Annotated in this window: 15 protein-coding genes; 3 read left to right on the top strand and 12 right to left on the bottom strand. The window is 44.2% G+C overall.

The window, feature by feature from the left end; genetic code table 11:
• The first annotated feature begins 396 nt into the window (after positions 1-396).
• Together DSL64_RS02125 and DSL64_RS02120 are read left to right on the top strand one after the other, a co-directional pair.
• A complete protein-coding gene (locus DSL64_RS02125) occupies positions 397-1197 on the top strand; it encodes an SDR family oxidoreductase (protein WP_115828979.1) in 801 nt (266 codons plus the stop codon).
• Positions 1198-1257: 60 nt separating this feature from the next.
• A complete protein-coding gene (locus tag DSL64_RS02120; RefSeq protein ID WP_115828978.1) occupies positions 1258-2175 on the top strand; it encodes a helix-turn-helix domain-containing protein in 918 nt (305 codons plus the stop codon).
• 662 nt (positions 2176-2837) lie between these two features.
• Here the strand turns inward: DSL64_RS02120 and DSL64_RS02115 are convergent.
• The 11 genes from DSL64_RS02115 to DSL64_RS02060 all read right to left on the bottom strand — a co-directional run bounded on the left by DSL64_RS02115 (position 2838) and on the right by DSL64_RS02060 (position 19525).
• Entirely contained in the window at positions 2838-3569 is a 732-nt protein-coding gene (locus DSL64_RS02115) for a DUF2490 domain-containing protein (protein WP_115828977.1), read from the bottom strand.
• Positions 3570-3587: 18 nt separating this feature from the next.
• Positions 3588-4784: a chromate transporter gene (locus DSL64_RS02110; protein WP_115828976.1), complete on the bottom strand. Its 1197-nt coding sequence runs from the start codon at positions 4782-4784 to the stop codon at positions 3588-3590.
• Positions 4785-4862: 78 nt separating this feature from the next.
• The gene (locus tag DSL64_RS02105) at positions 4863-5708 is read right to left on the bottom strand and encodes a chromate resistance protein ChrB domain-containing protein (protein ID WP_115828975.1); all 846 of its coding nucleotides are present in this window, start codon (positions 5706-5708) and stop codon (positions 4863-4865) included.
• Positions 5709-6154: 446 nt separating this feature from the next.
• Positions 6155-6613 (bottom strand): TonB-dependent receptor, encoded by a 459-nt coding sequence (locus tag DSL64_RS02100; RefSeq protein WP_115828974.1) that lies wholly within the window; start codon positions 6611-6613, stop codon positions 6155-6157.
• A gap of 1141 nt (positions 6614-7754) precedes the next feature.
• Positions 7755-9308, bottom strand: a complete 1554-nt coding sequence (locus tag DSL64_RS02090) for a SusD/RagB family nutrient-binding outer membrane lipoprotein (protein ID WP_115828972.1) — start codon at positions 9306-9308, stop codon at positions 7755-7757.
• A gap of 11 nt (positions 9309-9319) precedes the next feature.
• On the bottom strand, positions 9320-12427 hold the full coding sequence (locus DSL64_RS02085; RefSeq protein WP_115828971.1) for a SusC/RagA family TonB-linked outer membrane protein: 3108 nt from the start codon (positions 12425-12427) through the stop codon (positions 9320-9322).
• Positions 12428-12702: 275 nt separating this feature from the next.
• Positions 12703-13911, bottom strand: coding sequence for an N-acetylglucosamine-6-phosphate deacetylase (gene nagA / locus DSL64_RS02080; protein ID WP_115828970.1), 1209 nt, complete (start codon positions 13909-13911; stop codon positions 12703-12705).
• A 25-nt stretch (positions 13912-13936) separates the two neighbouring features.
• A complete protein-coding gene (locus tag DSL64_RS02075; protein WP_115828969.1) occupies positions 13937-15259 on the bottom strand; it encodes a sugar MFS transporter in 1323 nt (440 codons plus the stop codon).
• Between the two features lie 22 nt (positions 15260-15281).
• Positions 15282-16028, bottom strand: coding sequence for a glucosamine-6-phosphate deaminase (locus tag DSL64_RS02070; protein ID WP_115828968.1), 747 nt, complete (start codon positions 16026-16028; stop codon positions 15282-15284).
• A gap of 35 nt (positions 16029-16063) precedes the next feature.
• On the bottom strand, positions 16064-17464 hold the full coding sequence (locus DSL64_RS02065; protein WP_374755817.1) for a Gfo/Idh/MocA family protein: 1401 nt from the start codon (positions 17462-17464) through the stop codon (positions 16064-16066).
• Entirely contained in the window at positions 17465-19525 is a 2061-nt protein-coding gene (locus tag DSL64_RS02060) for a dienelactone hydrolase family protein (protein ID WP_158547845.1), read from the bottom strand.
• Between the two features lie 307 nt (positions 19526-19832).
• Here DSL64_RS02060 and DSL64_RS02055 point away from each other — a divergent pair, with 307 nt between their 5' ends.
• Positions 19833-20852 (top strand): LacI family DNA-binding transcriptional regulator, encoded by a 1020-nt coding sequence (locus DSL64_RS02055; RefSeq protein WP_115828965.1) that lies wholly within the window; start codon positions 19833-19835, stop codon positions 20850-20852.
• A 608-nt stretch (positions 20853-21460) separates the two neighbouring features.
• On the opposite strand, the gene DSL64_RS02050 is transcribed toward DSL64_RS02055, so the two are convergent.
• The gene (locus tag DSL64_RS02050; RefSeq protein ID WP_115828964.1) at positions 21461-24019 is read right to left on the bottom strand and encodes an outer membrane beta-barrel family protein; all 2559 of its coding nucleotides are present in this window, start codon (positions 24017-24019) and stop codon (positions 21461-21463) included.
• Positions 24020-24063 lie beyond the last annotated feature (44 nt).

Here is a 24063-nt window from a genome sequence, read left to right as displayed (position 1 = left end):
CTTTTTAGCATAGGAAGGAGTGTTTCAGTTCAATAAAAGCAGGACCGTGCACGTTTAATTGTAACTTAACGTGCAGCTCAGAGCGTCCATACGCAAACGTCGTATAATATGTGGACAAGCAACAACTAAACCACTATGGACTTTAATTCATAGTGGTTTAGTTGTTTACGTAAGAGACAACGTCAATATTATATTTTAGGCCATCATTGATAGCGTCAATTTCCAGCCCTGCGCCGCTCAGAATGGCATTGGTGAAGATATGCAAAAAGAGCTGGCACTGGCTGGCGAGAAGTAAGGGATAGCCAGGACCATTTTGGCTACAACAATCTCCACATCCGCTACAAGCACCAGCCGCATGCCGCGTAAATTTGTCTCCCGAAAATAACAAGTAAGACAATGACAAAGACTATTTTTCTTACCGGTGCTTCAACAGGTATCGGAAGGGCTACGGCCAAATTGTTTGCAGCCAAAGGCTGGAAGGTGATCGCGACCATGCGCAAGCCTGAAAATGAAACAGAACTCAATGTGCTCGATAATGTAACCGTGCTGCCCCTTGACGTGACCAACCCGGCGCAAATCCGCCAAACCACCCAACATGCGCTGGCTTTGGGCGATATTGATGTGGTATTTAACAATGCGGGATATGGATTGTTCGGCGCATTGGAAGCGATGACCGACGAGCAAACGGTACAGCAAATGGAAACCAATTTTTTCGGTGTCGTGCGGGTGACGCAGGCTTTCATTCCGTATTTCCGCGAGCGAAAAGCAGGGCTTTTTATCACCACCGGCTCCTCGGCAGGGCTGATGGCTTTCCCGGTTAGCTCGATGTACGATGCCAGTAAATTTGCGCTGGAAGGCTGGGCGGAAAGCTTGTCCTATGAGCTGAATGAGTTTGGAATTGGCATTAAAACCATTGAGCCCGGATTGGTGGCCACGGAAATCGGTGCGAAGTCGGTGTTTGCCTCGCACCCGGCTTATGAAGCATTGATAAACAAATTCACGGCTATGCTGGCACCTGACAAAGCCGCGACGACTTCTCTGCAAATTGCCGAAGTGGTGTACGGCGCGGCTACCGATGGTACCGACACGTTAAGATACGTCTGCGGCGAGGATGCCAAAGAATGGTATGCGCTGCGCCTGGCCAAGGGCGACGAGGCTTTTCGTCAAACGATCAAACAATTGTTAGCCGCTGTTTAAAATCAAACAGTCTGCCGGCGCAGGCGGGAACGATTTGGGCCGGCAGATAATTATATGATTATGAAAAGGGAACATCTCAAACCACGCGTATATCACTCTATTGCAGAGATGCAACGCGCATTCGGCCTGCCGCAACCTTTACATCCGCTGATCAGCCTGCTCGATTTTAATAAGGTGCGGATCACGGCCGAAATGCTGGCCGACACGTTTGCCATGGATTTTTACAACATCACCTACAATGAATCGGCAGGCTGCCGGATGCGGTATGGGCAAACAACCTACGATTTTCAGGTAGGCGGGCTGTTTTTCTCTGCACCGGGCCAGCCGTTGACGGGCATTCAGGTGTCCGAAACGACGCTTGGATTTACATTGCTTATCCATCCTGATTTTCTGAGAAACTATCCCTTGGATACCAAAATAAAACAATATGGCTTTTTTTCTTACTCGGTGACTGAATCGCTGCATTTGTCCGAAAAAGAAAAGTCAGTCATTGAGGGCATTGCGGGGAACATCGGCGACGAGCTCGAAACAGCGATTGACGAGTTGAGCCAGGATGTGCTGATTTCACAGCTGGAGTTGCTGCTGAATTACTGCCAGCGCTTTTACAAACGTCAGTTTATCACCCGCAAGTCGATCAATAATGCATTGTTGGAAAAGCTGGACCAGTTGCTGAACAATTATTTCAACGACGAAACCGCCTTGCTGAAAGGACTGCCGAGTGTCCAGTACCTTTCGGAAGAACTACACGTTTCGCCCCGCTACCTGGGCGACATGCTCCGCGCACTGACCGGCCAGAATACGCAGCAGCACATTCACAATAAGCTCATCGAAAAAGCAAAGGAAGTGTTGACATTCAGTGATCTGACAATAGGGGAAATCGCTTACCAGCTCGGTTTTGAGCATCCGCAGTCTTTTAGTAAGTTATTTAAATCAAAGACAAAACTTTCCCCCCTGGAATTCAGGGCGAGTTTTAATTAAGAAAGGCAGGCTATGAATTTTGGAGGTGATACATAAAGGAACCTATCGCAATAATTGAGGTAAAATTTATGCAGAGCTCCGTTGCTGCTTCGGGGGACGGCAATTAACTGAATGCCTGATACAACCTTTCGCAACACAGAAAAGTCATATTGTGAAGAATACCGGGCCGTTGACCACCTTGATTCGGGAAGTAAGGTCATGTCATTTCGGATTAAATTGACCAGTATAAATGGCTGACTGATCGTTTTGTAACTCGCTAAATAAAAGAATGGGTTGGTGGTCAATCTGCCACGGAATCTATTGGTCAAGTCATCCGAATTCTCCATCAGATGAACCATACGAGCAGAAATCTTCGGGGAGCATAAGCGTGCCACGATGTTTAGATTTAACTATTCTTTCTATCTGTTTCTCAGTTCCTAAGGTAGCCACAGTGATTTATGTTTCGTCACAAATATTGACAAGATTTGTGACAAAACGTTTACATGCAACTTTCCAATATGCGAACCGTAAATCTTCCGGCTTAGGGCATATCTACCGGTCTGTGCCCTTGTTGCCGATCATTGTACTCATGGCAAGTACCAAATGTTGAAATCACTTGGAATTGGGACAATAGTAATTTTTGATATAGCACCGCTACGTTGCTATCGGTAAACGAAGTCATATTACTTGTTAGCGCGCAGATCCAGATTGTGAAACACAAATATCCTTAACACATTATTGCTGTTGAAATGGTTTCCTGAAGGTAGTTGCTGAAACTGGTTCATATATCCGACCTGCATATTCAGGCCTTTTGTAAATTGGTAACCTAAGCCTACAAAGAATCGGTTCTGGTCAAAGAGATTGTAAGTGATCTGCTTGCCTGCATTGATATGGATCTCGTCATTGAATGCAAAGAACAGGGTATTCGGCTCAATAAAATCACGGTTCAGCGGCACCATCAGGTTTAACAAATATCGAAACCGGAAATTGAAATTATAACCATCTTGCAAAGCGTCATTGGCAATTTTATGGTTGAAACGTTCCTCTATGCGGATCCATTGCTGGGTTTGCAGCCGCTTTTGACGGCTTGTCCATAGTACTTGTTGCCACAACCGGTTTTCTGGCCGGACGGTATGAAGTCCCGCAGCAGGAAAACTACGCGCATACGCATAACCGGCAGTCAATCTTACATGGTCGTTGAAATAATAGGTTATCCCGGGCCGGATGATCTGGGTTGACCAACGGTCAAGAAATTCAGTCCTTCTGGCGTGCAGATCCAGCCAGATTCCCCATTTATCGGTAAGCCTGGTTTGATTAAAATAACCCAGCCATACGCTGCTTTGTTTATTGATCTGTTTCTGGCCAAATGATGGTAATGAAAAGAATGTGAACAGCAGTATAAATAGTTTTTTCATGGAGCTTTAAAATGCAGTTTATAGATATGTTTTGATACAAAAGCCAAGGATTGCCGCGACCAGTATAACGTATGGTTCCTGTAATTTTTTAATGTAGATCAATGCGCATATAGTGAGAATTGCAATGATAGCCGATGTTATATCAACGATTGAGCGGGTTGCAATCACCATCACCGATCCGACAAGCGCCCCGACAACAGCAGCTGTAATACCGTCCACAAACGCCTTGATACTGGTGTTTTTTGATATTTTCTTAAAGTAAGGAGCAGGTAGTACGGTAAAAACAAAGCATGGAAGGAAAACACCCAGTGCCGCAATCACTGCCCCGGCAAATCCGGAAACCAGAAAACCAATAAATCCGACAGTAATAACTACCGGACCTGGTGTGATCATAGCCACGGCGACAGAATCCAAAAACTGCTGCTCGTTAAGCCATCCCATTTCACCAACAACTCCGGCTTGCAAAAAGGGGATAATTGCCAGCCCGCTTCCGAATACAAATGCTCCTGCCTCAGTAAAAAACAAACCAAGTTTGGCAAGCTCAGCAGGTTCATATTGCCAGAAACCAGTACTTGCTAAAAGAACAACAGACAGTGATGTGTCTCTTCGTTGTAGCCATTTAGGAGGCGCTTTCACAGCCATATATATAAAGCCCAGGATCATAAACAGCAATACTTCTTCCTTCTGGGTGACAGCAGTAACTACGGCCATGATTAAAAAGAAGAGCCACAGTATCCATCTGCTTTTGACTGCTTCTATTTCAAGCTTACTGACTGATTTGATAGTCAGCTTATAACAGCTCAATGAAATGATACCAATCACAGCCGAGCCAACCCCATAAAAAACCGATTGCATCCATGCCAGACCCCCATACAGTTTATAAGCCATCCCGAGCAGAACGACCATGACAAAAGAGGGAAGTACAAAAGCCAGCCCGGTAAACGTAGCCCCCCAGATTCCATAATGCACATAACCCAGATAAATCCCCAGCTGAGCAGCCAGAGGGCCAGGAGCAAGCTGCGCCAAAGCAAGACCTTCGCGGTACTCATCTTCGGAAATCCACTTTTTGTCTTCTACCAAATCGCGGTGCATATAGCCGATCAGCGCCACTGGTCCACCAAAGCCAAAAGTGCCTAGTTTTAAAAAGTACTTAGTCAAAGCGACCAAGCTATAAGAAATCTGTTGATCTTGAATGTCAATATTTTTACTGTCCATACTGTTTGCGGATTAGATTGCAATACTAGCATAGACAATAGCCAATTGATAGAATGAAAATGACGATTTGTACAGGGATTACTTTTTGAGCAAATTTTTTCTGTAAACGGAAGGATTTTGTCCGGTATGTGCTTTAAAAATCCGGTTGAAATGACTCTGGTCGGAAAATCCTGTAAGATAAGCGACCTCTGATAATGTATGATCCGGGTTTGCCAGCAAGTCAATTGCTTTTTCGATCCTAAGCTTACGGATGTATTCACCAAATGATAGGTTGCTAAAATATTTGGAAAATTCCCGGGATACATAGGAAGGATGGATCTGCAAACCTTCTGCAATTTCTTTCAGGCTTAAACTGAGATTTGTATCAATTTGGTCCTGAATAATCTCTTTGAGCTCATTAGCCCATTTCGGCGTTTTAAGCTTTTCTGATTTTTGTTTGTCCAGATAGGTATTGAAGACAGTCAGCAGCAGTTTTTCAGTTGAGCTTTGGGTATGCTTTTGTTTTTGAAGATGTTTGGCCCAGCTGTAAAGGGAATCATAAATCAGCATGCCTTTTTCAAGCAGTTCCTGGTCATCGGTGATATTGAAAGCAAGTCCGGCTGAAATTGCCCAAAGGCCTGATGACTGGCTTGCCAACGAATGATCATCAGTGTCCGCACCTCTGATAATTACTGCCATATCTTTTAATACAGGATCTTCCAGTTCATACCTTTCAAGGAAGAAATCAAAAGTGCATCGGTCTTCGTAATGCGTAAATTCAGTATCTGGAATATCAAAAGGTGTAGCATCCAACTCACGGGCTTTTACCCTGATCTGGTCAAATGGGACGTAATATATTTGCGCATCCGGATCAATAAACCTTTTGATAAGCCAGGGGCAAGCAATCCGGTCAATTTTGGGACGTTCGCGGGTGATCCAGTTCATTCAGACAAATAATGGCTTAGTTTCCATTTATTTTAACACCTCTATGGCGGAAATATTTATAAAGCGTCATTTTTTGAAATTTTCAAATCAGTTGCAATTTTATTCACTCCTAACTTATTACATTCTGATCAACGTTTATCTGTGCAAAATTGGTGATTTTGGAGATGGTAATTTTTCACATTTATAAATTTAAATTTATACCGCCATTGATTACAATGGCCATCGAGCGGCGCATATATGTCCTTGAATACCGGGTTGGTAACCGTGCCGTTGTAAATCGAGCCAAAACGTGTATGACGGGTGGCGGTAAAGTTTTCACAATTCATGAATAACGAAAACTTCTCCCAAAGCCGCTCGGCCATAAAACCGGTGATCCAATAGGATCTTCCTAGGGTGCCGTCACTGAGTGTCTGCTTGCTGTAGTAGTAAGCTTCCAGTCCGATTTTTCATTTATCTTCTACTTCGTACATCAGCACATTGTTGAGCCGGTGTTTGGCTGTCAATGGATTTACACGTTTGGAGCCGCCTTCATCGAGCTGGGCGCCGGTAAATGTATATCCGACAAAAAGCTTGAAGTCGCCATAGCCAAGTTTCAGGTATGTTTCGGTCCCTTTTGTATCTGCAAATCCATCAGAATTAATCAATCTGAAGATGTCTACAACCCTGGGAGTTTGCAATAGCAGCTGGTTGTTGATCCGTGTGTAGAAAAACAAATGGTTCAGAGTGAAACTCCGCTCACGGAAATGCGTGGCATAGTTGATATCAAAATTGGCACCGTAAGATTTTTCCAGCTTATTATTGTCAGCTCCAATGGGCAACACAGCGCGAAACTGCCTCCGTTCGGTTTCTTCAGTGAAAATCGTAGGTGTTTTATAACCCAGGCCACCGCCAAGCCGTGAGCTCAATTCAGGCGTTATTTAGAATAGGCCCGAAACTCGTGGGAGAAATACAAATCCATAGTCAAATAGATAATCTCCACGCAGGCCTGTTGCTATCTTCAGCCAAGGAGTAGTTTCCCAGGTATTTTGTACAAAGGCGCCGAGGGTATTTTGTGTGTAATCCCTCTTGACAAAAATATCGGAAGGATATTCACGGAACTGGTCAGTGTACAGATTCACACCTGCTACCCAATCCGAGCGGTCGTGGTTGCTGTTATAAGAAACCTTTTATATGTTTCTCAGTGCCCTCCTGAAAATTTCATTTTCTGCAATAATCATTTGTTCGTTCTATTTGCTTGTTCGCGTTCAGCGAACACTAAAAATAACGAACAAATAAATAATTTAAAAATTTATGTGCTGAGAGTGTTTGCAAAAATCTCAGCATCGATCAAATGGCAGGCTCTACGTATTGCCGAATACAAAATATCAATGGGTAATTAATAGATATTGGCAGGGTATAGCCTAGATAAGCCTACCTACAAATCATCAAAGTGAAATTATTACCGAATCAAAAAAACTGTTCGTGGAATAAAAATTCATCATTATACTCAGCTGAAATTGCGTTAATAAACAAATTTGTATTGCACATAAATGAAAAAAGACTTAGCTAAATTCTATAAGACATTGATTTGCAAGTGTTTATACCTGTAATCGAACCGGGCACCTACTGATTATAAGTCAATGGGTGAGACTTTTTTGGTGTAGCATTGTGGGGATTTTTTATTTTACATCCGCTTTCTCCAAGAAAATCTGTAAACCCTTGTTCGACCTTTAAAATAATCTTTTACGGAATAAGGTGGTCAACCACTCCGAAATATCCGGTTATGCTGCTGATAGGCATAAGGGTAATCTTTTTTAGAGTTTTTTCACAGAGGTCGATCATAATAAAGTTCATAATTCTGATCGAGCAGTAACCAGCGAAAACAGATATACTATGACTCCTGGTTAACCAAGATGAGTTAAATTTTCTCAGCGATTGTTTTTCGCATGTAATTGCTTAGGTAATGATATACCAATATTTCAACAAAAAAGCCAGTCGATGCTTTTGAGCAAGGAATGGCTTTTGACTAAACATGTAATATGGGTTACTGATGGCTGGGTTGATTAGTTAATTGACATCCCACCAAACTCTTGTTGCCGCATTGTCAGCTCCACCGAGCATTTGTCTGGCTTGTTGTAAAGCCTCGGCATTGGTTGTAGCTTCTACAGATGAATAGGGTAGACGTTTGATAAATGTCCCAGCAGGAAGGTCCGAATTGTCTGACTGTAGCAAGGGATACATCACAGGATAGCCGGTTCTTCGGAATTCGGACCAGGCTTCTACACCGTCAGGAAAAACTGCAATCCATTTTTGAGTGCCGATCTGCATTCTTTGCACAGTTTGGGATACGGCCCATTTGATTGGAGTGTCCGACACTGCTGCAGATCCTGCCTCATCACCCGGAGCGGCAGGTAAAGCGTCTGAGGTGATATATTTTTGTATTGCCGCGTTATCTGAGATGCCCCACTGCTGCATGCTGGTCTGAATACCCTTTTCGTAAAACTCTTTAGCGGTTCCCTCTCCCATGTTCCAACCGTTTAGTGCACCTTCGGCCCTGAGAAAATACGCCTCGGCTGCTGGCATCACCTCTTGACGGGCAGTCAGATTTGCAACCCATGCACTACCACTTCTTTGCACCCATTTTGTTCCGATGTTAGAGGTTTGAGAGGGCCTGTTGCCAGCCAGATTGATCGCGGTTGCCGAACTGCCGTTTCTGAGTCCCTTGAACTGCCCAGTCGATATGGCAGGTTGAAAGAGTACTGCCAGTCTGGGATCTGAATACCCTTTCAAATAGGAAGCCATTGTGGAGCTCATGCTGAATTCATTTGCAGCTGCATTAAAGGCAAGTCCGTTTGCGTCGTCCCCGTTTAAAGAACGTTCGATACTCGCGGTTTGCGTATTGGCAGTCATTACTCCGCCTGCCACTGCTGCTTCAGCTTCTAGTTTGGCTCTTTGCGGGTCCACTTGTGAGATGCGCATAGCCATTCTTAAACGGAGCGTATTTGCAAAAGCAATCCATTTAGAAACATCTCCGGAAAAAATTAAGTCCTGTGCTCCGAAAACGTTGGTAATACTGGCAGCTTTCAGATTGAGGACTGCATCATTTAGTCTTTTGAAAAGGTCATCGTAGATCTGCTGCTGGCTGTCATAGGCAATACTTTTTTCAGTCGAGCCCGCTCCAAAATAAGGAACCGGTCCGAACTGATCTGTGTAGCGGTGAAACACATAAGCCTTCATAATACTGGCCAGCGCGTACTCAGCGGAGTTGGGATCGGTTGCATCGAAGATGGCCTGAAGTTGCGGCATAACAAAGACGTAGGTGATAATACCTGGCCTGGACAACCAGGTGTCATTGAGTGCGTAGCGGTCCGTTGTAAAACTGGTTGTGGTCAGAGCATAATATTGAGCATATAGATCAGGCATTAATATAGAAATAGTCTGATAGTAGGGCCTGTGATAAAGTGCTGCAGATTGTGCCCTGGAGAACATAAAACCAAGTTCTCGTGATCCTACCACAGTAAGTTTAGAAGGGTTGGTGTTGATGTCTACAAAGTCTTTTGTACAAGATGAAAAGGTGGACAAAAAGATAAAAACGGAGCTGATGACAGAATATTTTTTCATGGTAGTATTTCTTAGAAAGAGAAGTTGATGTTAAGACCAAGACTGCGTGTTGAGGGTACTATACCACTTTCAATACCCTGGTAGTTGCTAGATCCGATAGCAGATTCCGGATCCACGGGAAGCGTACGTTTGCCGACACCTGGAATATCAACCAGTGATTTACCACGGTAGAGGAAAAACAGGTTACGTGCAGTCAGAGACAAACGTGCGGCTTTGACTCTGGAATTGGCGATGGTAAAATCATAACCCAGCGAGAGTTCCCGAAGTCTGAAATTCGTAGCGCTGTAAGCAAAAAATCCACCCCATGCGTTGGTTCCGCCTTGAGAAACCTGGGTCCATAACTGTTCTGCTGATATGGGGACAGCATTAGGATTTCCATCTGGTGAGACACCTGGCAGTATAAGACCGCCTTCTCTGTGGGCTGTAGTATATTCAGCCAAGCCAAAATAGCCCAGCAGTGCATCTGTTCCTGATATAATTGTTCCTCCCACTCTTCCGTCCACAAGAAAGGATAGCCTGAGTTTTTTATAACTAAGTTGATTATTCCAGCCTAGCGTATAATCCGGATTGAAATTTCCTATTTTCTGTAATTGGTCTACAACAGGTAGCCCGTTGGCAGAAATTCTATGCTGGCCCTGTTCGTTTTTGCTCCACATGAATCCGTACAAATCTCCGTACGAACCACCGGGGCGTATCAGTGAACTGGCAAAATTGGTGGCAGTGGTCAGACTGGCCTGTTGAATACCTGGCAAAAGAGCTATCACTTTATTTCTATTAGCTGCAAAATTCAGGTTCGTAGTCCAAGAAATATTTTCTGATTTAACAGGTGTGGCCGTCAGCATCAATTCGATACCCTTGTTTTGTATATCTCCCACATTGATGTACTGGTTATTGAAACCGGATGGTTGTGGAAGCCCTATAAATATGAGCTGATTGACAGTATTGGTTTTGTAGAGTGTTGCATCAATACCCACCCGTCCATTCAGAAAACGCCATTCCGTTCCGATTTCCAGTGCGTTGGTTCGCTCCGGCTTCAAATTATTGATGTAACGCGTTTGGTCACGGGTTACAAAACCAGAGCCAGCGCCTTGTGCGTAGGTGTATGTCTGGTTGAGAAGGTAAGGATCTGCATCATTACCGACCTGTGTGTAAGCCGCACGAATCTTCGAGTAGCTAATCCAATTCGGCAGCTTTAACAATCCGGTCAAAAGTGTTGATATGCCGACAGAAGGGTAGAAGTAGCTGTGCGGGGATGGCAGTGTGGAGGACCAATCATTACGAGCACTCAGATCGACGAAAATAAGATCACGGAAGCTGGCCGTCGCACTGGCATAAACAGATTGAATTTCTTTTCTCGCCACGATATTTGCAAAAGCAGGCGTAGATGCAAAATTCAGATCAAAGACATTGGGAATTCTAAGCCCGTTGGCAAGCGATTGGGTATTGTAACCATTGTTGTTCAAAATTGCCCCCCCCAGATTGTAGGTCAGACCGAAATCTGGGCCAAAGGTATTGTTACCAGAAAGCAATACATCGATATTTCTTTCCCACCTGTTAACGTGGTTTTCCTGATAACGTCCGCCCGCAAGCGTAGGCACAGGCAGTGTACCGGCATGGTAAGATCCTGTGATTTTATCATCGTACCTGTCAAGGCTGTAACGCGCCTGTAAAAACAGCCAATCTGTAAACTGGTATTTAGCCGAGCCCACCATCATGACTCTATTTCGTTCTTCGTTAAGTGAGGTACGGTTAACATCCCAGTAGGGGTTCTGAAAAAAAGAGCTTGTTGTCCAGTAGACAGGTTGAGGCTGGCCTGTGGCAGGATTGATGGATTCATAGTTTTGAAGTTCTTCAGGACTCATATCACGTGGCATGATCAGCGCTTCATTGGTAACACCGTTGTCTCCAAGCCTTGGTTTTCCTGTGATTTTCTGGTTCACATAGGTGATTTTAATATCTGTAGTGAGCCCAGGCAGAATTTCGTTGTTAAGTCTGAGATTAAGCGTATTTCTGTTAAGTTTGTTATTGGGTATGATTCCTGAGATACTATTGTTAGTGTAGGATGCATAGCCCTGCATTTTATCAGTTCCTCCAGAAATATTCACAGAATTATTCAATGTCGTTCCGGTGTTATAAAAGCTTTTGACATTGTCTTTATAAGTTTGGGCGGGTGCTCCCCAGCTGCCTGCGGCGGTCTGGCCCGTTACCCCGCCGTTACCACGACCGTATATATTTTGAAGTTGCATCAAAAGAAGTGGGTTTTCTATGGATATGCCGCCATTGTAGTTCACCTGTGTCTTGCCGCTTTTACCGCGCTTGGTCGTGATCATCAAAGCGCCGTTGGCTGCGCGGCTTCCATACAGAGCTGCTGCTGCGGGGCCCTTTAGTACCGTCACTGATTCTACATCTTCGGGATTGATACTAGCAGCGCCGTCGCTACCAGAATAGCCACTACTGGTACTTTTTTGCTGTGTAGCCGGAGTATTGGCAGATCCGCTGCCACCTTGTTCTGTTGTCATGGTATTGTCAATCGGCACACCATCGATCACGATAAGTGCGTTATTGTTGCCGCTGATCGAGCGGTTACCTCTAAGCACGACCCTGACTGCGCCTCCTGGACCAGTGGCGGCAGGAGTGATGACTGCACCAGCTATTTTACCGTTCAAACTATTGATAACATTAGCCGAAGGGTCCTTGATTGATGTAAGGTCTGAGTTTGATAGCTGCTGTGCAGCGTAGGTAATGGATTTACTCTCACGAGTAATGCCTAATGCAGTAACCACTACCTCTTCCAACTGAGATGCGGCTCCCAGTAGCAGGATCTGGATTTTTGTCTGATTTCCGACTGTTACTTCCTGGGTTTGGTAACCTATGTAAGAAATTACCAGTACGTCAGAAGGCTTAGTACTAATCGTAAAATTACCTTTGACGTCAGAGGATACTCCTGTGCTTGAACCTTTAATCAGGATGTTGGCTCCTGGAATAGCGGTTTGAACGGCGGCATCGATGACAGTTCCGCTTATTTCTTTTACGTCCTGTGCAACGAGCGGGCTACAAGAAAACAGTAAAATGATCAGGATCAGATATAACCTGTATATCTGCAATAGATTTGTCTTCATATTGTATGGTGGATTAAGATTTATTCAGAATTATATTCTACCGATGTAGCAAAAGACTAATATATTGATTGTACTTACAACCGGGTGGCGATAAAAATCAGCGAGAACGTTATCGGAAACGAAGCGTCCAAAATCGCTTTCAGCTTTTGAAAACTAGTATGTTAACCATATTTATTAATGCTGTCAAGCTTTGCCCGATCTGCAAAATAATAGCCTATAGAGCAGAGCGGTGGGGGGTTGAGGTAAAGTGGCTCTGGAACAAAAAATGATACTACCTATAGTCTATATACGTTCCCTGCTGAGGTGGCTTGCTTCTCGTAGACCATTTTACCTTTAATAAATGTTTTCTGAATGCAGATCTTATCATCAAAAATGATCACATCTGCATCTTTACCTTTTTGCAGAGAGCCTTTTCTGTCATCAACTTTCATAATGCGCGCAGGTGTAAGTGTCATCATTTTCAGGGCTTCTGTCAGCGGCACTCCGGCCATACTGATCATATTCCTTATAAGTCTGTCGGCTGTTGCGACACTGCCAGCAAAGGAGGATCGGTCAGCCAGTTTGGCAACGCCATCTTCAACTATTACTTTTAGACCATTTGACTTTGGCCCCAGAACGCTTTCACCTTCCGGCATTGCTGCCGCGCGCATCGCGTCTGTAATCAGAGCAATCCTATCAGGACCTTTTATTTTGTATATCAGTTTGAGCAGAGCCTCGGGAAGGTGTACACCGTCGGCTATGATCTCGACGTCCATATCCAAAAGCAGGGCACTTTCGATCGTGCCTGCGTACCGGAAGGCATTTTTTCTTGTTACACCGGACATGGCCGAGTACAGGTGAGTTGCCAAAGTGTATCCGTTATCAAAGGCTTCAAGCACTTCTTCGTAGACTGCGTCAGTATGGGCTACAGCAGGTAATATACCTCTTTGCATCAACCTCTGGCCGAAAGCGATGGCTCCGTCAAGCTCGGGTGCAGCGCTCCAACGGACAATTGATGAGCTGTGGTCCAGAATCCTGTTGTATTCGCTAGCATCGGGATTTCGAATGTAGCGCGGATCTTGCGCACCGCGTTGACTTTGAGCGAAGTAAGGGCCTTCTAGGTGCATGCCCAGGAAACTGGACCCGTGGAAATTCTGCCGGTTTGCTTGTTCATAAAGATCAAGGGTTTTGATCAGATCATCCAGTTCACTGGTAAGTGTTGTGGGTACCATCGCTGTTGTGCCGAAGCGTGCATGGGTGTTTGCAATATCAAGAAAGGCCTGTACTGATCCATCCATAAAATCACTGTTTCCGCCTCCATGAATGTGCAGATCAATAAATCCCGGAGAAACATAATTGCCTTGAGCATCGATATCAAACGTATCGTGGGTTGGTGGGTTTACATCACACACTTGCAGAATCTTCCCATCCTCGATCAGAAGTGCACCGTCTCGGATTATTCTATGTGGTGTAACCAGATTGGCATTGAATATTTTTGTTTTCATATAAGGATTTAGAAATAGACAGTAATCAAAAAAACTTCCAACTTCTGACTCTGTATGCATGAAACGCATAAAAAACCAGATACAGATAGCAAGGTAGCAGCACCCAATAGGCCCCTCTTAAAGAAAAAGTGTCAGCAAAATAGCCATAAACCAAAGGCAGTATTGCGTTGCCACAAAGTCCCATTATCATCAAGGATGCCCCGAGCTTGGTGAATCTTCCCAATCCGTTGAGCGCCAGGGGCCATACGCCGGCCCAGACAAGTGAGTTGGCAAGTCCCAGGAGCACTACAAACCATATAGATACATCTGTTTGGTGTCCGAGAAATTCGATGTCGCCTTTTGCTGTCAGGATTAGCAGCGTGAAAATGCTACCCAGTAAAGTACAAACTTTTAATGCTGTGAGCTGACTGATATATTTGGGAATCAGGCTTATTCCGACGAGATAACCGCAAATGGTGCAGAATAAGGTATAAGATGGAAATACTTTGGCTTCCAGAAGGTCCAAATTCATTGAGGTGGCATAGCCGATAATTGTATCGATTGCAATGACTTGAGTTCCGACATGAAGAAAGATTGCCAGTGCTCCCAGAATCAAATGCGGAAATTGAAAAATGCTCGTTTTCGAAGAATTCGTTGCAGCCAGCTGCTCGTCCTCATGCTCAGTGTCAATTTCGGGTAGCGGGGACCGAAAAACAAGTATACCCAGGATAAAAAGTAATATCCCCAAGCCGATATACGGGTTGATCACACGCCTTATAAGTTCGTCAAGTGCCGCGCTTTTTTCTGTAGAAGACATAAGTCCGAGCTGTGCGAACAGCGCTGTATCGGTCGGTCTGAGAATGACAGCTGCGAATACAATCGGAGATAGTATGCCTGCTGCCTTGTTACAAATTCCCATGATACTGATGCGCTGGGCAGCTCTGTTATGGGGGCCTAGGATAGTAATATAGGGGTTAGCTGCCGTCTGGAGTACCGCCAGGCCGATACCGATCGTAAAAAGACCGAGCAGAAAGATCTCATAGGTCCGGCTTAAAGCGGCCGGGACAAAAATAAATGCGCCCAGGGCCATTGCCCAGAATCCATACATCATCCCTTTTTTAAATCCTACTTTTTTCAAAAGGTAGGAAGAAGGCACAGACATCACAAAATAAGCGATATAGAAGGCAAACGCTACCAGGTAGGCCTGAAAGCTGGTAAGTTCACAGGCTATTTTGAAGTACGGAATCAAAATAGAATTGACCCAGGATACAAAGCCGAAGATAAAAAACATTATGCCGATAAGAAAAATCGACACAATAGTCTCCCGGCGGGTCAATGAGTTCACTGACACAGCTTTCAGGTTTTTCATTCTTTGAGTTTTTAGAAGGTTTTCAAAAGTTCACAGGCTTTGACAGCAGACTTGCAGAAGCTTTGTCAAGGTAATATTCACAATGTGGGTGCTGTTGAAGGATACTGGCAGGATAAATAGGGTCTACGGCCATTTCCAGACTGTCCTTGACAGCCTGCGCTTTGCGCATATCAGGTACTGAGCAAATAATATGTTTGGACTTCATGATCTGTCTAACTGACATGCTGATTGCCTGCAGCGGAACATCTTCCAATGAGGCAAACCATCCTTCGCCCATTTGCTGTAATCTGCAAGGCTGGTCAAGGTTTACAATGAGATAGGGCTGTTCTGTTTGAAAATCTGCAGGCGGATCATTAAAGGCCAGATGACCGTTTTCACCGATGCCGACAAGGGCGAGATCAATAGGGTGTTTTGTGATAAGCTCTGCGAGTTGGTTGATCTGTGCCTGGGCATCGCCGGTGCCATCTATCAGATAGCTGGTTTTAAGCGGGCCAACCTTGTCTAAAAATCTTTCCTTGAGGTATTTTCTAAAACTTGCTGGGTGCGAATCGGGCATGCCGATGTATTCGTCGAGGTGAAACATCGTTACCTTAGACCAGTCAATGTCCTGCATTATTAACTCGTTAAGCGTGTCAAACTGGCTTGTTCCTGTAGCCAGAATAACGTTCGCTTGCCCGCTTAGATTAATACTGTTGCGGATCAGGTCGGCTGCCGCTTTTCCAGCCAACTTTCCAAGCTCCTCTTTGGTATCACTTATAACAACTTTCATGTTTTGTGTTCGGAATTTTTATGGTTAAAAAATTATCAGATTCTTACTTTGGTATTTCCTCCGCTGCTCATGCTCAGGTCTACGGGCTTGTTTGTTTTCCAGCTACCGCCCGTGAAATCAGGGATGTCTACAGAGGCTGACCTTTGGGCGACAGATTGCTCTGTTAAGGGGCCTATCACACTCCAGGAAGCTGCATCATAAACATCCTGATCGAGTGGCAGACCGTTACGAAGACAATCTACTAGCCGCCAGTCCATCAGGAAATCCATCCCGCCATGACCTCCGACTTGTTTGGCCAACTGACCGATCCGTTTAATAATGGGTGGTTCATATTGCTTTTCAAGATTTTGATATTCAATCTCTGTCAGCCACTCATGTCCCTTGGCAATTCTTCCCGGCAAAGGGTATTTTTGAGCAGTTGCCTTCGTTCCACTTAACATGTGGATACGCGAATAGGGACGTGGTGAGCTTACATCATGCTGTAGCATGATCGTTTTACCTCTGGCTGTTCTGATCACGGATGTATTCATATTCCCCCTGAAGCTATGACCGGAAAATTCCTTGAAATCCTGATCTGATGCCGAGAGCGTTTTGATCTTGTCTGCAATCATAAAATCGTTGCTTGCCATCGAAACAAGAAAGTCCATTTTGTCTCCTCTGTTGATGTCAAGTGCTTGGCATACAGGACCTAAACCATGGGTAGGGTAAAGGTTTCCATTACGCTGGTTTTCTTTAAGTCTCCATAGTTCAAAGCGTTTGTCTTTGTCAAAGAGAGAATCAAAGATGTCGTGAATGTAAGCACCTTCAGCGTGCATGAGTTCGCCAAAGAACCCCTGACGCGCCATGTTAAGTGTTAGGAGCTCAAAAAAATCGTAGCAGCAGTTCTCCAGCATCATGCAATGCTTTTTAGTGCGCTCGGAGGTCTGTACCAGTTTCCAGCAATCTTCGGGCGTCGTGGCGATGGGAATCTCGCAGGCCACATGCTTGCCGTGTTCCATTGCATATAATGCCATGGGCGCGTGCAGATTCCAAGGCGTACAGATATAGACAAGGTCAATATCGTCTCTTTCGCATAACTTTTTCCAGTCCTGCGGGCCGTCAGCGTACAATTGGGGCTTATGATGCGTATTTTCAAACACTTTGGCAGCCTCTTCCAACTGCTGTGAACGAACATCGCAAAGGGCGTTAACCTTTACATTTTCAAGATGAATAATGCGTTTGATGGCTCCTGCTCCCCGGTTGCCCAGCCCGATATAGCCAATACGGACTGTATCGATCTTTGGGGCAGCGTAACCGCTCATGTTAAAGGTTTGCTTATGGCCTTTATTGACAGATGGTAGTTTGGATAAGTCATCACCTATAGCCAAAGGAGCATGGGAAAGTCCCAGTCCTGTCAGGCCCGCCAGTTTCAAAAAATCTCTTTTTTTCATTTTTATTTATTTAAAGGTGACAGGATTTTTTCTTTTATGTAGCCTTGACATCCTCTCGAATTCGGATTTTACCACTTGAAGTTGGTCTGCTTCAATGGGTCTGCCTGACATGCTTACTGGATTTTCAAATACAATTTTTCCCTTTGCAATACCAGCTGCCATTGGTATGTCTCCCCATTTGAGAATACCGGGTATATGAATGCCCATACCAAAATAGTCTACGTTTTCCCGGCTATCGAATAGGTAGCTGACAGGGCAGTGCTGCAGTACCAATTGATACCCTTTCTGGTAGATCACTTCATAAAATAGCGCCGCTAAACCTATTTCTTTTTCTGTTTGTAGAGTGACACTTGCGAGTTTATCCTGGCTTGCGATCAATTCGGTGATCATGTCAATATTGTTAATCCAGTGGCCAATCACTGACTCTGCCAGCCATAATGATGCGCGGGCGAGGGTGTGAAATCTGGTCAGGTTTTTGTCAAATGCGGCTGCACTCTGAGAATAGTATTCACCAATACCCCAAAGATCAGCCAGTATAATTCCCTCGCCAGAGGCTTCCAAAGCCGCAAGCTGGTCTAGATTAGAGGTATTTTTTCCAGATATATTTAGAATAACTGTGTAGTTTCTTTTGCCGGTCTTAGGTTTTTTATAGAGTAATGGTAGTAGTTGGTGAGCCGATGTTTCAAGTGCTATACGTTGCCATCCGTCGGGTGTATTACCATAGCTGTGAACATCTATACTCTTATGCGGAACAGAAATGCCCAATATTTGCTGGAGCTGCTGTTGTCTGGCTTTTAAATCGGATCCGTTCAGACGCTTTTGTGTGTCAATTAGTGATCTGCCCTCTATTTGAGCCAGCCTTTCGATTGTAATTACCGAGCTGTCACGGTGGCCGGTTTTATAGACCATCAACTGCTCATTGCTAAGTAACGAAAAGGGTATTTCCTGTTTAGGTGCGCCCGTTCCTTTAGCTTTCAGGTGCAGATCAAAAAAGCCAAGCATGTTTTGCCGCATCTGAGGCCAATACCCATGTCCGGTATCGAAGAGTTGATAGCTGATTTTATCATACGCATCCAGCATTTGAAACACTGGTTGTGCGTTTTGAAAGCTTTTGAGCATCTGTGGATAGGTGAAGGTGGGATTGGCGTCCTGAAGCGCCGTAGCAATATGAAGTGCGCGAGGAGCGATCATGGCCAGAACACCAGCTTCCTCCGTAAGAGTGAGCCCGCCGGGCAGAAGTTCACATACACAGTTACTTTTCATGATGTAGGATTCGAAAGATCCAACGCTTACTACGGGCATTGATGCCTGGATACGCTCATCGAGCGCAGATAACCACATGGTCTGGTTACCACCTCCACTCGCTCCGGTAGCGCCGATCTTATTTTGGTCAACATACGGCAAGGAGCTAAGAAGATCTATTGCTCTGATATTATCTGATATTTGCTCGCCGATCAGTGTATGTCCAATATTCATCAGGGAAGCACCCAGGTTCGAGCCATGGTACTCATGCGTGCCATGCAAAGTGGTTCTTTCTCCTGCTCCAAAGGCGTCAACTACAAGGCATACATACCCGTTTAGCGCCAGGGTATGTCCTAATGATTGAACTACCGCGTTGCTTTTACCATCTGGCCAATGACCATGCATTGCCAGTACGGCGGGGAAGGGACCTTCGCCGTCCGGTACATACAAGTTTGCTGTAGCAAGCACTGAAGGCCTTGTCTGAAAAGAAATGTTTCGTACTGAGTAGTTTTTAAGTTGATGAAAACCCGTTTGCTGCATGTTCAGAGCCAGATTCTGGTAGGTCACAGCAGCTGATTTTTCAATAATTTTGGACTTTAGCGTGCTTTTATAATGGCGCCAGTCCAGCACATTGTCAGGGAGCTGGTGTTTTCTGAAAGCGAGTGCTGCCTGACTCAGATAGTTTTTTTCGATCAAGTCATCGTAGAAACCTGACAGAACTGATGGAAGACTGTCGTTTTTTTTCGAAGTAGATTGTGCCGTCAATTCTGTACTGTTGCTAATAGAAAAGAGAGCTACGAGCCAAAATAAAATAAGTCTGATCATGGTTTTGAATGACATACTACGCAACATGGTTTCAGTCTTTTGCCGGTTGAGGAAAAAAAAGATGAAATAAAATATTATAATAGACCTTTTTGGCCGATTAATATTTTAATGATGTTCAATATTACGATGTTTTTATAGCGTTGCAGGCAGGTTTCCAAGGAAAAAGTAGCGAGAACGTTAACGGAAGTTGTACGGCCAGATCTGTCAGACAAATTTCGAAAATCGCTTTTACAGGGAAATGAAACCCGTTACAGAATAAAAGATAATTCGTATTTTCGGTTTTTAGCTACTACATTCTTTTGGTTCTATGCGTCGCAGATATATCACTATTAAAGACATTGCAAAAGCACTAGATATATCGGTAGCTACCGTTTCACGTGCCCTAAGGGATGCTTATGATGTTAATCCGCATACACGTCAGAGGGTCTTGGACATGGCGACTGAGCTGAATTACAAGCCTAATTTTAATGCAACGGGTCTAGTCAAAAGAAGCACACATAATATTGGAGTTTTGCTCCCTGCTATTACCAACTACTACTTTTCAACTGTGATTACCGGAATCCAGCAGGTGGCCAATGAGAACGGTTTTAATCTCATTTTATATCTGACCAATGACTCTGAGGAAACTGAAATAAGAATTGTTGAGGAGTTGTCACTGAGTAGTCTTGACGGGCTTTTGGCTTGTGTGTCCGCACACGAAAACAACTATGCACATTTCAGTCAGATCATCGATGATGGTCTGCCGGTTGTTTTTTTCGACAGAGTCGCTGCCCATATAGATGCTTCAAAAGTGATGCAGGATGACTACAATGGTGCTTTTATGGCCGTTGAACACTTGATTCATAGCGGATATAGAAAGATAGCTCATATTACAGGTCCCAAAGAATTATCATTGACACAGAACCGATTAAACGGCTATATACATGCGCTTGAAAAACACGGTATGCGCTATGACCCTGATATGGTAGTGCATTCGGGATTTTCTCAGGCAGACGGTGTTGGTGATATAGAAATTCTTTTCTCCAGTATCGGATCTGAACCTGACGCTATTTTCGCTGTCAATGATAGAAAGGGAATAGGAGCAATTCTTGCCCTAAAACAAAGAAACATTTTAGTGGGTCCTCAGGTCGGTGTGATTGGTTTTACCAACGATCCAATTTGTGAGATTGTATCACCGACCCTTTCAACGGTTGCAGAACCTGCATACCAAGTGGGGAGAGAAGGCTGTTCTTTACTTTTGAAACATATAGCAAAAGCCAATTTTGCCGCCCGTAGTGTCACTCTTTCAGCAGAGTTAATCGCGCGTCAATCAACCCAAAGAAGCTAGATTCTAGCAGCAAATTTCAATGTAAGAAGAATGTCTGGCAGCTAATCTTGTGGAGTTACTCCATATTTTTAGGTGTGACGAACACAGAATAGGCCATGGCAACATTTTGCGCAGCGTCAAGCGTATCGGCAAAGAGGCATTTACTTTGACCCAGGTCATGTAGGGATTGCATACATTTGGACTAAAAGTATTTTTTATTTGTCGTCTCTCACCACGCAGCAGAAATTACAGGTGCTATGTAATCAATTATGGCTTTTTGTAAAGAAAGCGTTATTAATCGACAAGAAGTGGCTGCCGATCCCTCGGTGCAAAGACGTTTCAGAGAGAATTCCGGCTCACATATACAAAGATCTTTATCAGCTCTTTCTGAATAATTAAGTCAAATCCAGAAATCAAAACCGTTAAACCGCCCGACAAAGAATCCCATTGAATACTATGGGTATTCTGCCATCAAGATCTTTGGTCTTTCATACGGACTGGCTATCTGTATGAACATTATCCTTTACTTGCTGCGCAATTTGGATAAGAAGATGTGGCCGCAGACCGTTGCAAAACCAACAGCCTGCGAGCCCGCAGTTTCATAAATACCATTTCTCTAATTATCAAGTCTAATTCACCCTCGAATCTTTGTCCGCCTTTCTGGATTGCCTTGATTTGAATGACTGACCGAAATTGTATGTTAAATTTAATCGTAAATATCTCGTAGTAAGTTTATTTAGTGATTCCATTAAAAGAAAATCACTTTGTAGTGAGACTGGATACTGCTGGGTATTGAAGATATCTTCAAAGTTCAAGGCAATAGTGACTTTATCTGAGAGGATTTTCTGTTGAGCTCCCAAGGTGATATAGCCCGTCGCGCCATTTTTGGTTTGGAAAGAATGTCGGTTGGAAGTATAAAAGCCGAAAACCTGAATGGTCGTCTTTGGCAATACATTAACGAACGCGTTGATGTTGCCCATGAAATTAGTGATTCCTGGCAGCAGAAAATCTGCCGGTACCTTTGAGCTGAAACCTGGCTTTTGTAGTGACAAATAAGTGCTTACATTGAGCTTGCTGCCAAAACGGTTATTGAGCATCAGATAACTTCCGGCTTGTTTGATATTGTAATCGTTATAAGAGTTTATCTCCGGAGTGCCCAACTGCTGATTGTACCTGGTGATTCTGCTGAAAATATCCTTTGATGAGCTGGTATATACAGCCAGAATCACGGAGTGATCATTGCCGATACTTTGTGAAAGCTGAACATCGAATCTGTTGGTGAAATAAGGCCGAAGATTTGGGTTACCACTGCTGACAAAACCGATATTGTCGTTTCTTACAAAAGGGTTAAGAAGGCTGTAACCGGGGCGGTCGATTCGTCTGTTAGCAGACAAGGAAACACTGCTATTCTTGTTTTTTGATTCGTACCGCACAGAGGCGTTAGGAAATAGATTTGTGTATTTGTTCTTTATTTGCGCGCCGTCAGTAAGCGATATGAGCGTATAATCAAAAGACTCCAGCCGTAACCCTGCGTTAAAGGAAAACCTGGTATAGTTACCAGAGAACGTAGAATACACAGATTTAATATTTTCATGGTACTCTATGTCGCTGCTTAACCTATCGTCGATTGAGCTTACTGCGTTCTGTTGGTTTTCAAAACTTTTGAAGCCACTTTGTGTTTGGGCGGTTTTGTAGTGTGCGCCAAATTTGATTTCGTAGTGGCTGTTGAGCCTCCTGTTATAATCTGCATTCACAGTCCATATCCGGTAGGGCCTGTGCACGGTGAAAAATCTATTCTCGTTTTCAGCACTGTTTCTCAAAGACCCGTCAATATTATAAGCCTGCCGATTAAAGGACGTGAAACTATGATTTTTATAACTGGAATAATTCAGGCCGACAGAAAGCTTATTTTGTACACCGAAATCCTTATCGTAGACAGCATCTAAGATCTTAAAATCGTTGTTGAGAATATTAGTGTCGTTTTGTTGCAGCCGCCGCTGCAGCTCGCTGCCCCTGCTGAGGATGTCCGCATTTCTGTGGTTTGGAGTATGGTTATAAAGGTGTGCATACCAGTAGTTGACTGAGACCGCACTGGTGGTATCTATGTTGTAGGTGATGTTGGTTCTTATAGAATGGCTGCGTTGAAATTCGTTCATACGCTGATTCTGCAAAAAAAGATAACTCGTATCGGCCAGCATGTAGTTTTTGATCACGTCGTTTCTGCGGTAAAGATTCTTTCCTGCACCGAAATTATAGCCCAATGAAACGTCGATTTTATTCAGTTTTAAATTCAGGTTCACTGACTGATCCGTCCGCCACAGCGTGGAGACGCCGGCGCTTGCCGATCCGAAAAAGCCCACCTGCTTGCTCTTTTTCAAACGGATGTCCAATATACCACCGCCACCGGATGCATCATATTCGGCTCCTGGATTTGTAAGCACATTGACAGAAAGGATTTCATTACTAGGCAAGGACCGAAGATAGGTAAGAAGGTCCGTGCCTGTGATGTTGACTTTTCTTCCGTTAATCAGCACGCTAGGCGTTTTGCCCAAAAGTTCAATCTTGCCTTGCAGATCATCTACAAGTAATCCGGGTATCTGCTTTAGCATCTCGGCCATGTTTGCGCCGGCTCCGATAATATTATTGCTGGCATTGAACCTGTATCCGCCAGTTATCATTTCCAAAGCAGGCTTTTTTGCATTGACTATTACTTGGTTTAAAACGTTTGATGCGCCTGTAAGTTTAATATTTCCAAGATACAGGACACTACCTTCCGGTCTTTTGATCTTTAAGACAACATTTTCATATCCTACAAAACTGATGTGTAAAAATGTCCGGCTGCGATTATCTTCCAACCCAAATTCTCCGAGCTCGTTGGTTAGCGCCATTTTCAAAGGTGTTGAGCTGCTGTCATTCTGCATTAAACTGATGCTTGCCAAAGTCAGGGGTGCATTGGTTTGTGCATCAACAACTTTTCCTGTAATCCTATATGTCGAATCGTTTCCGTATTTACTTTCCTGTTCATAGACTTGATATCCGCTCTGGCTACTGGCTGTAGGTTCACAGCCTGTGCACGGGACCAATATTGGCCGGTTATCAGTGTTGTAATATGCTTCTTTACAGTGTTTAGTGGCGAGCAGATTGTGTTGTATTCCTGTGATCAAAAGGCAAAGCAGTAGCTGTCTCATAGCAATATGAAATTAAATGGAAGGCCGGGAAGGAGTTGTTGATT

The organism is Dyadobacter luteus (assembly GCF_003383615.1).
GTDB classification, from domain to species: domain Bacteria; phylum Bacteroidota; class Bacteroidia; order Cytophagales; family Spirosomataceae; genus Dyadobacter; species Dyadobacter luteus.
The sequence above is the reverse complement of the archived record's forward strand: the minus strand, read 5'-3'. Positions and strand labels throughout refer to the sequence as shown.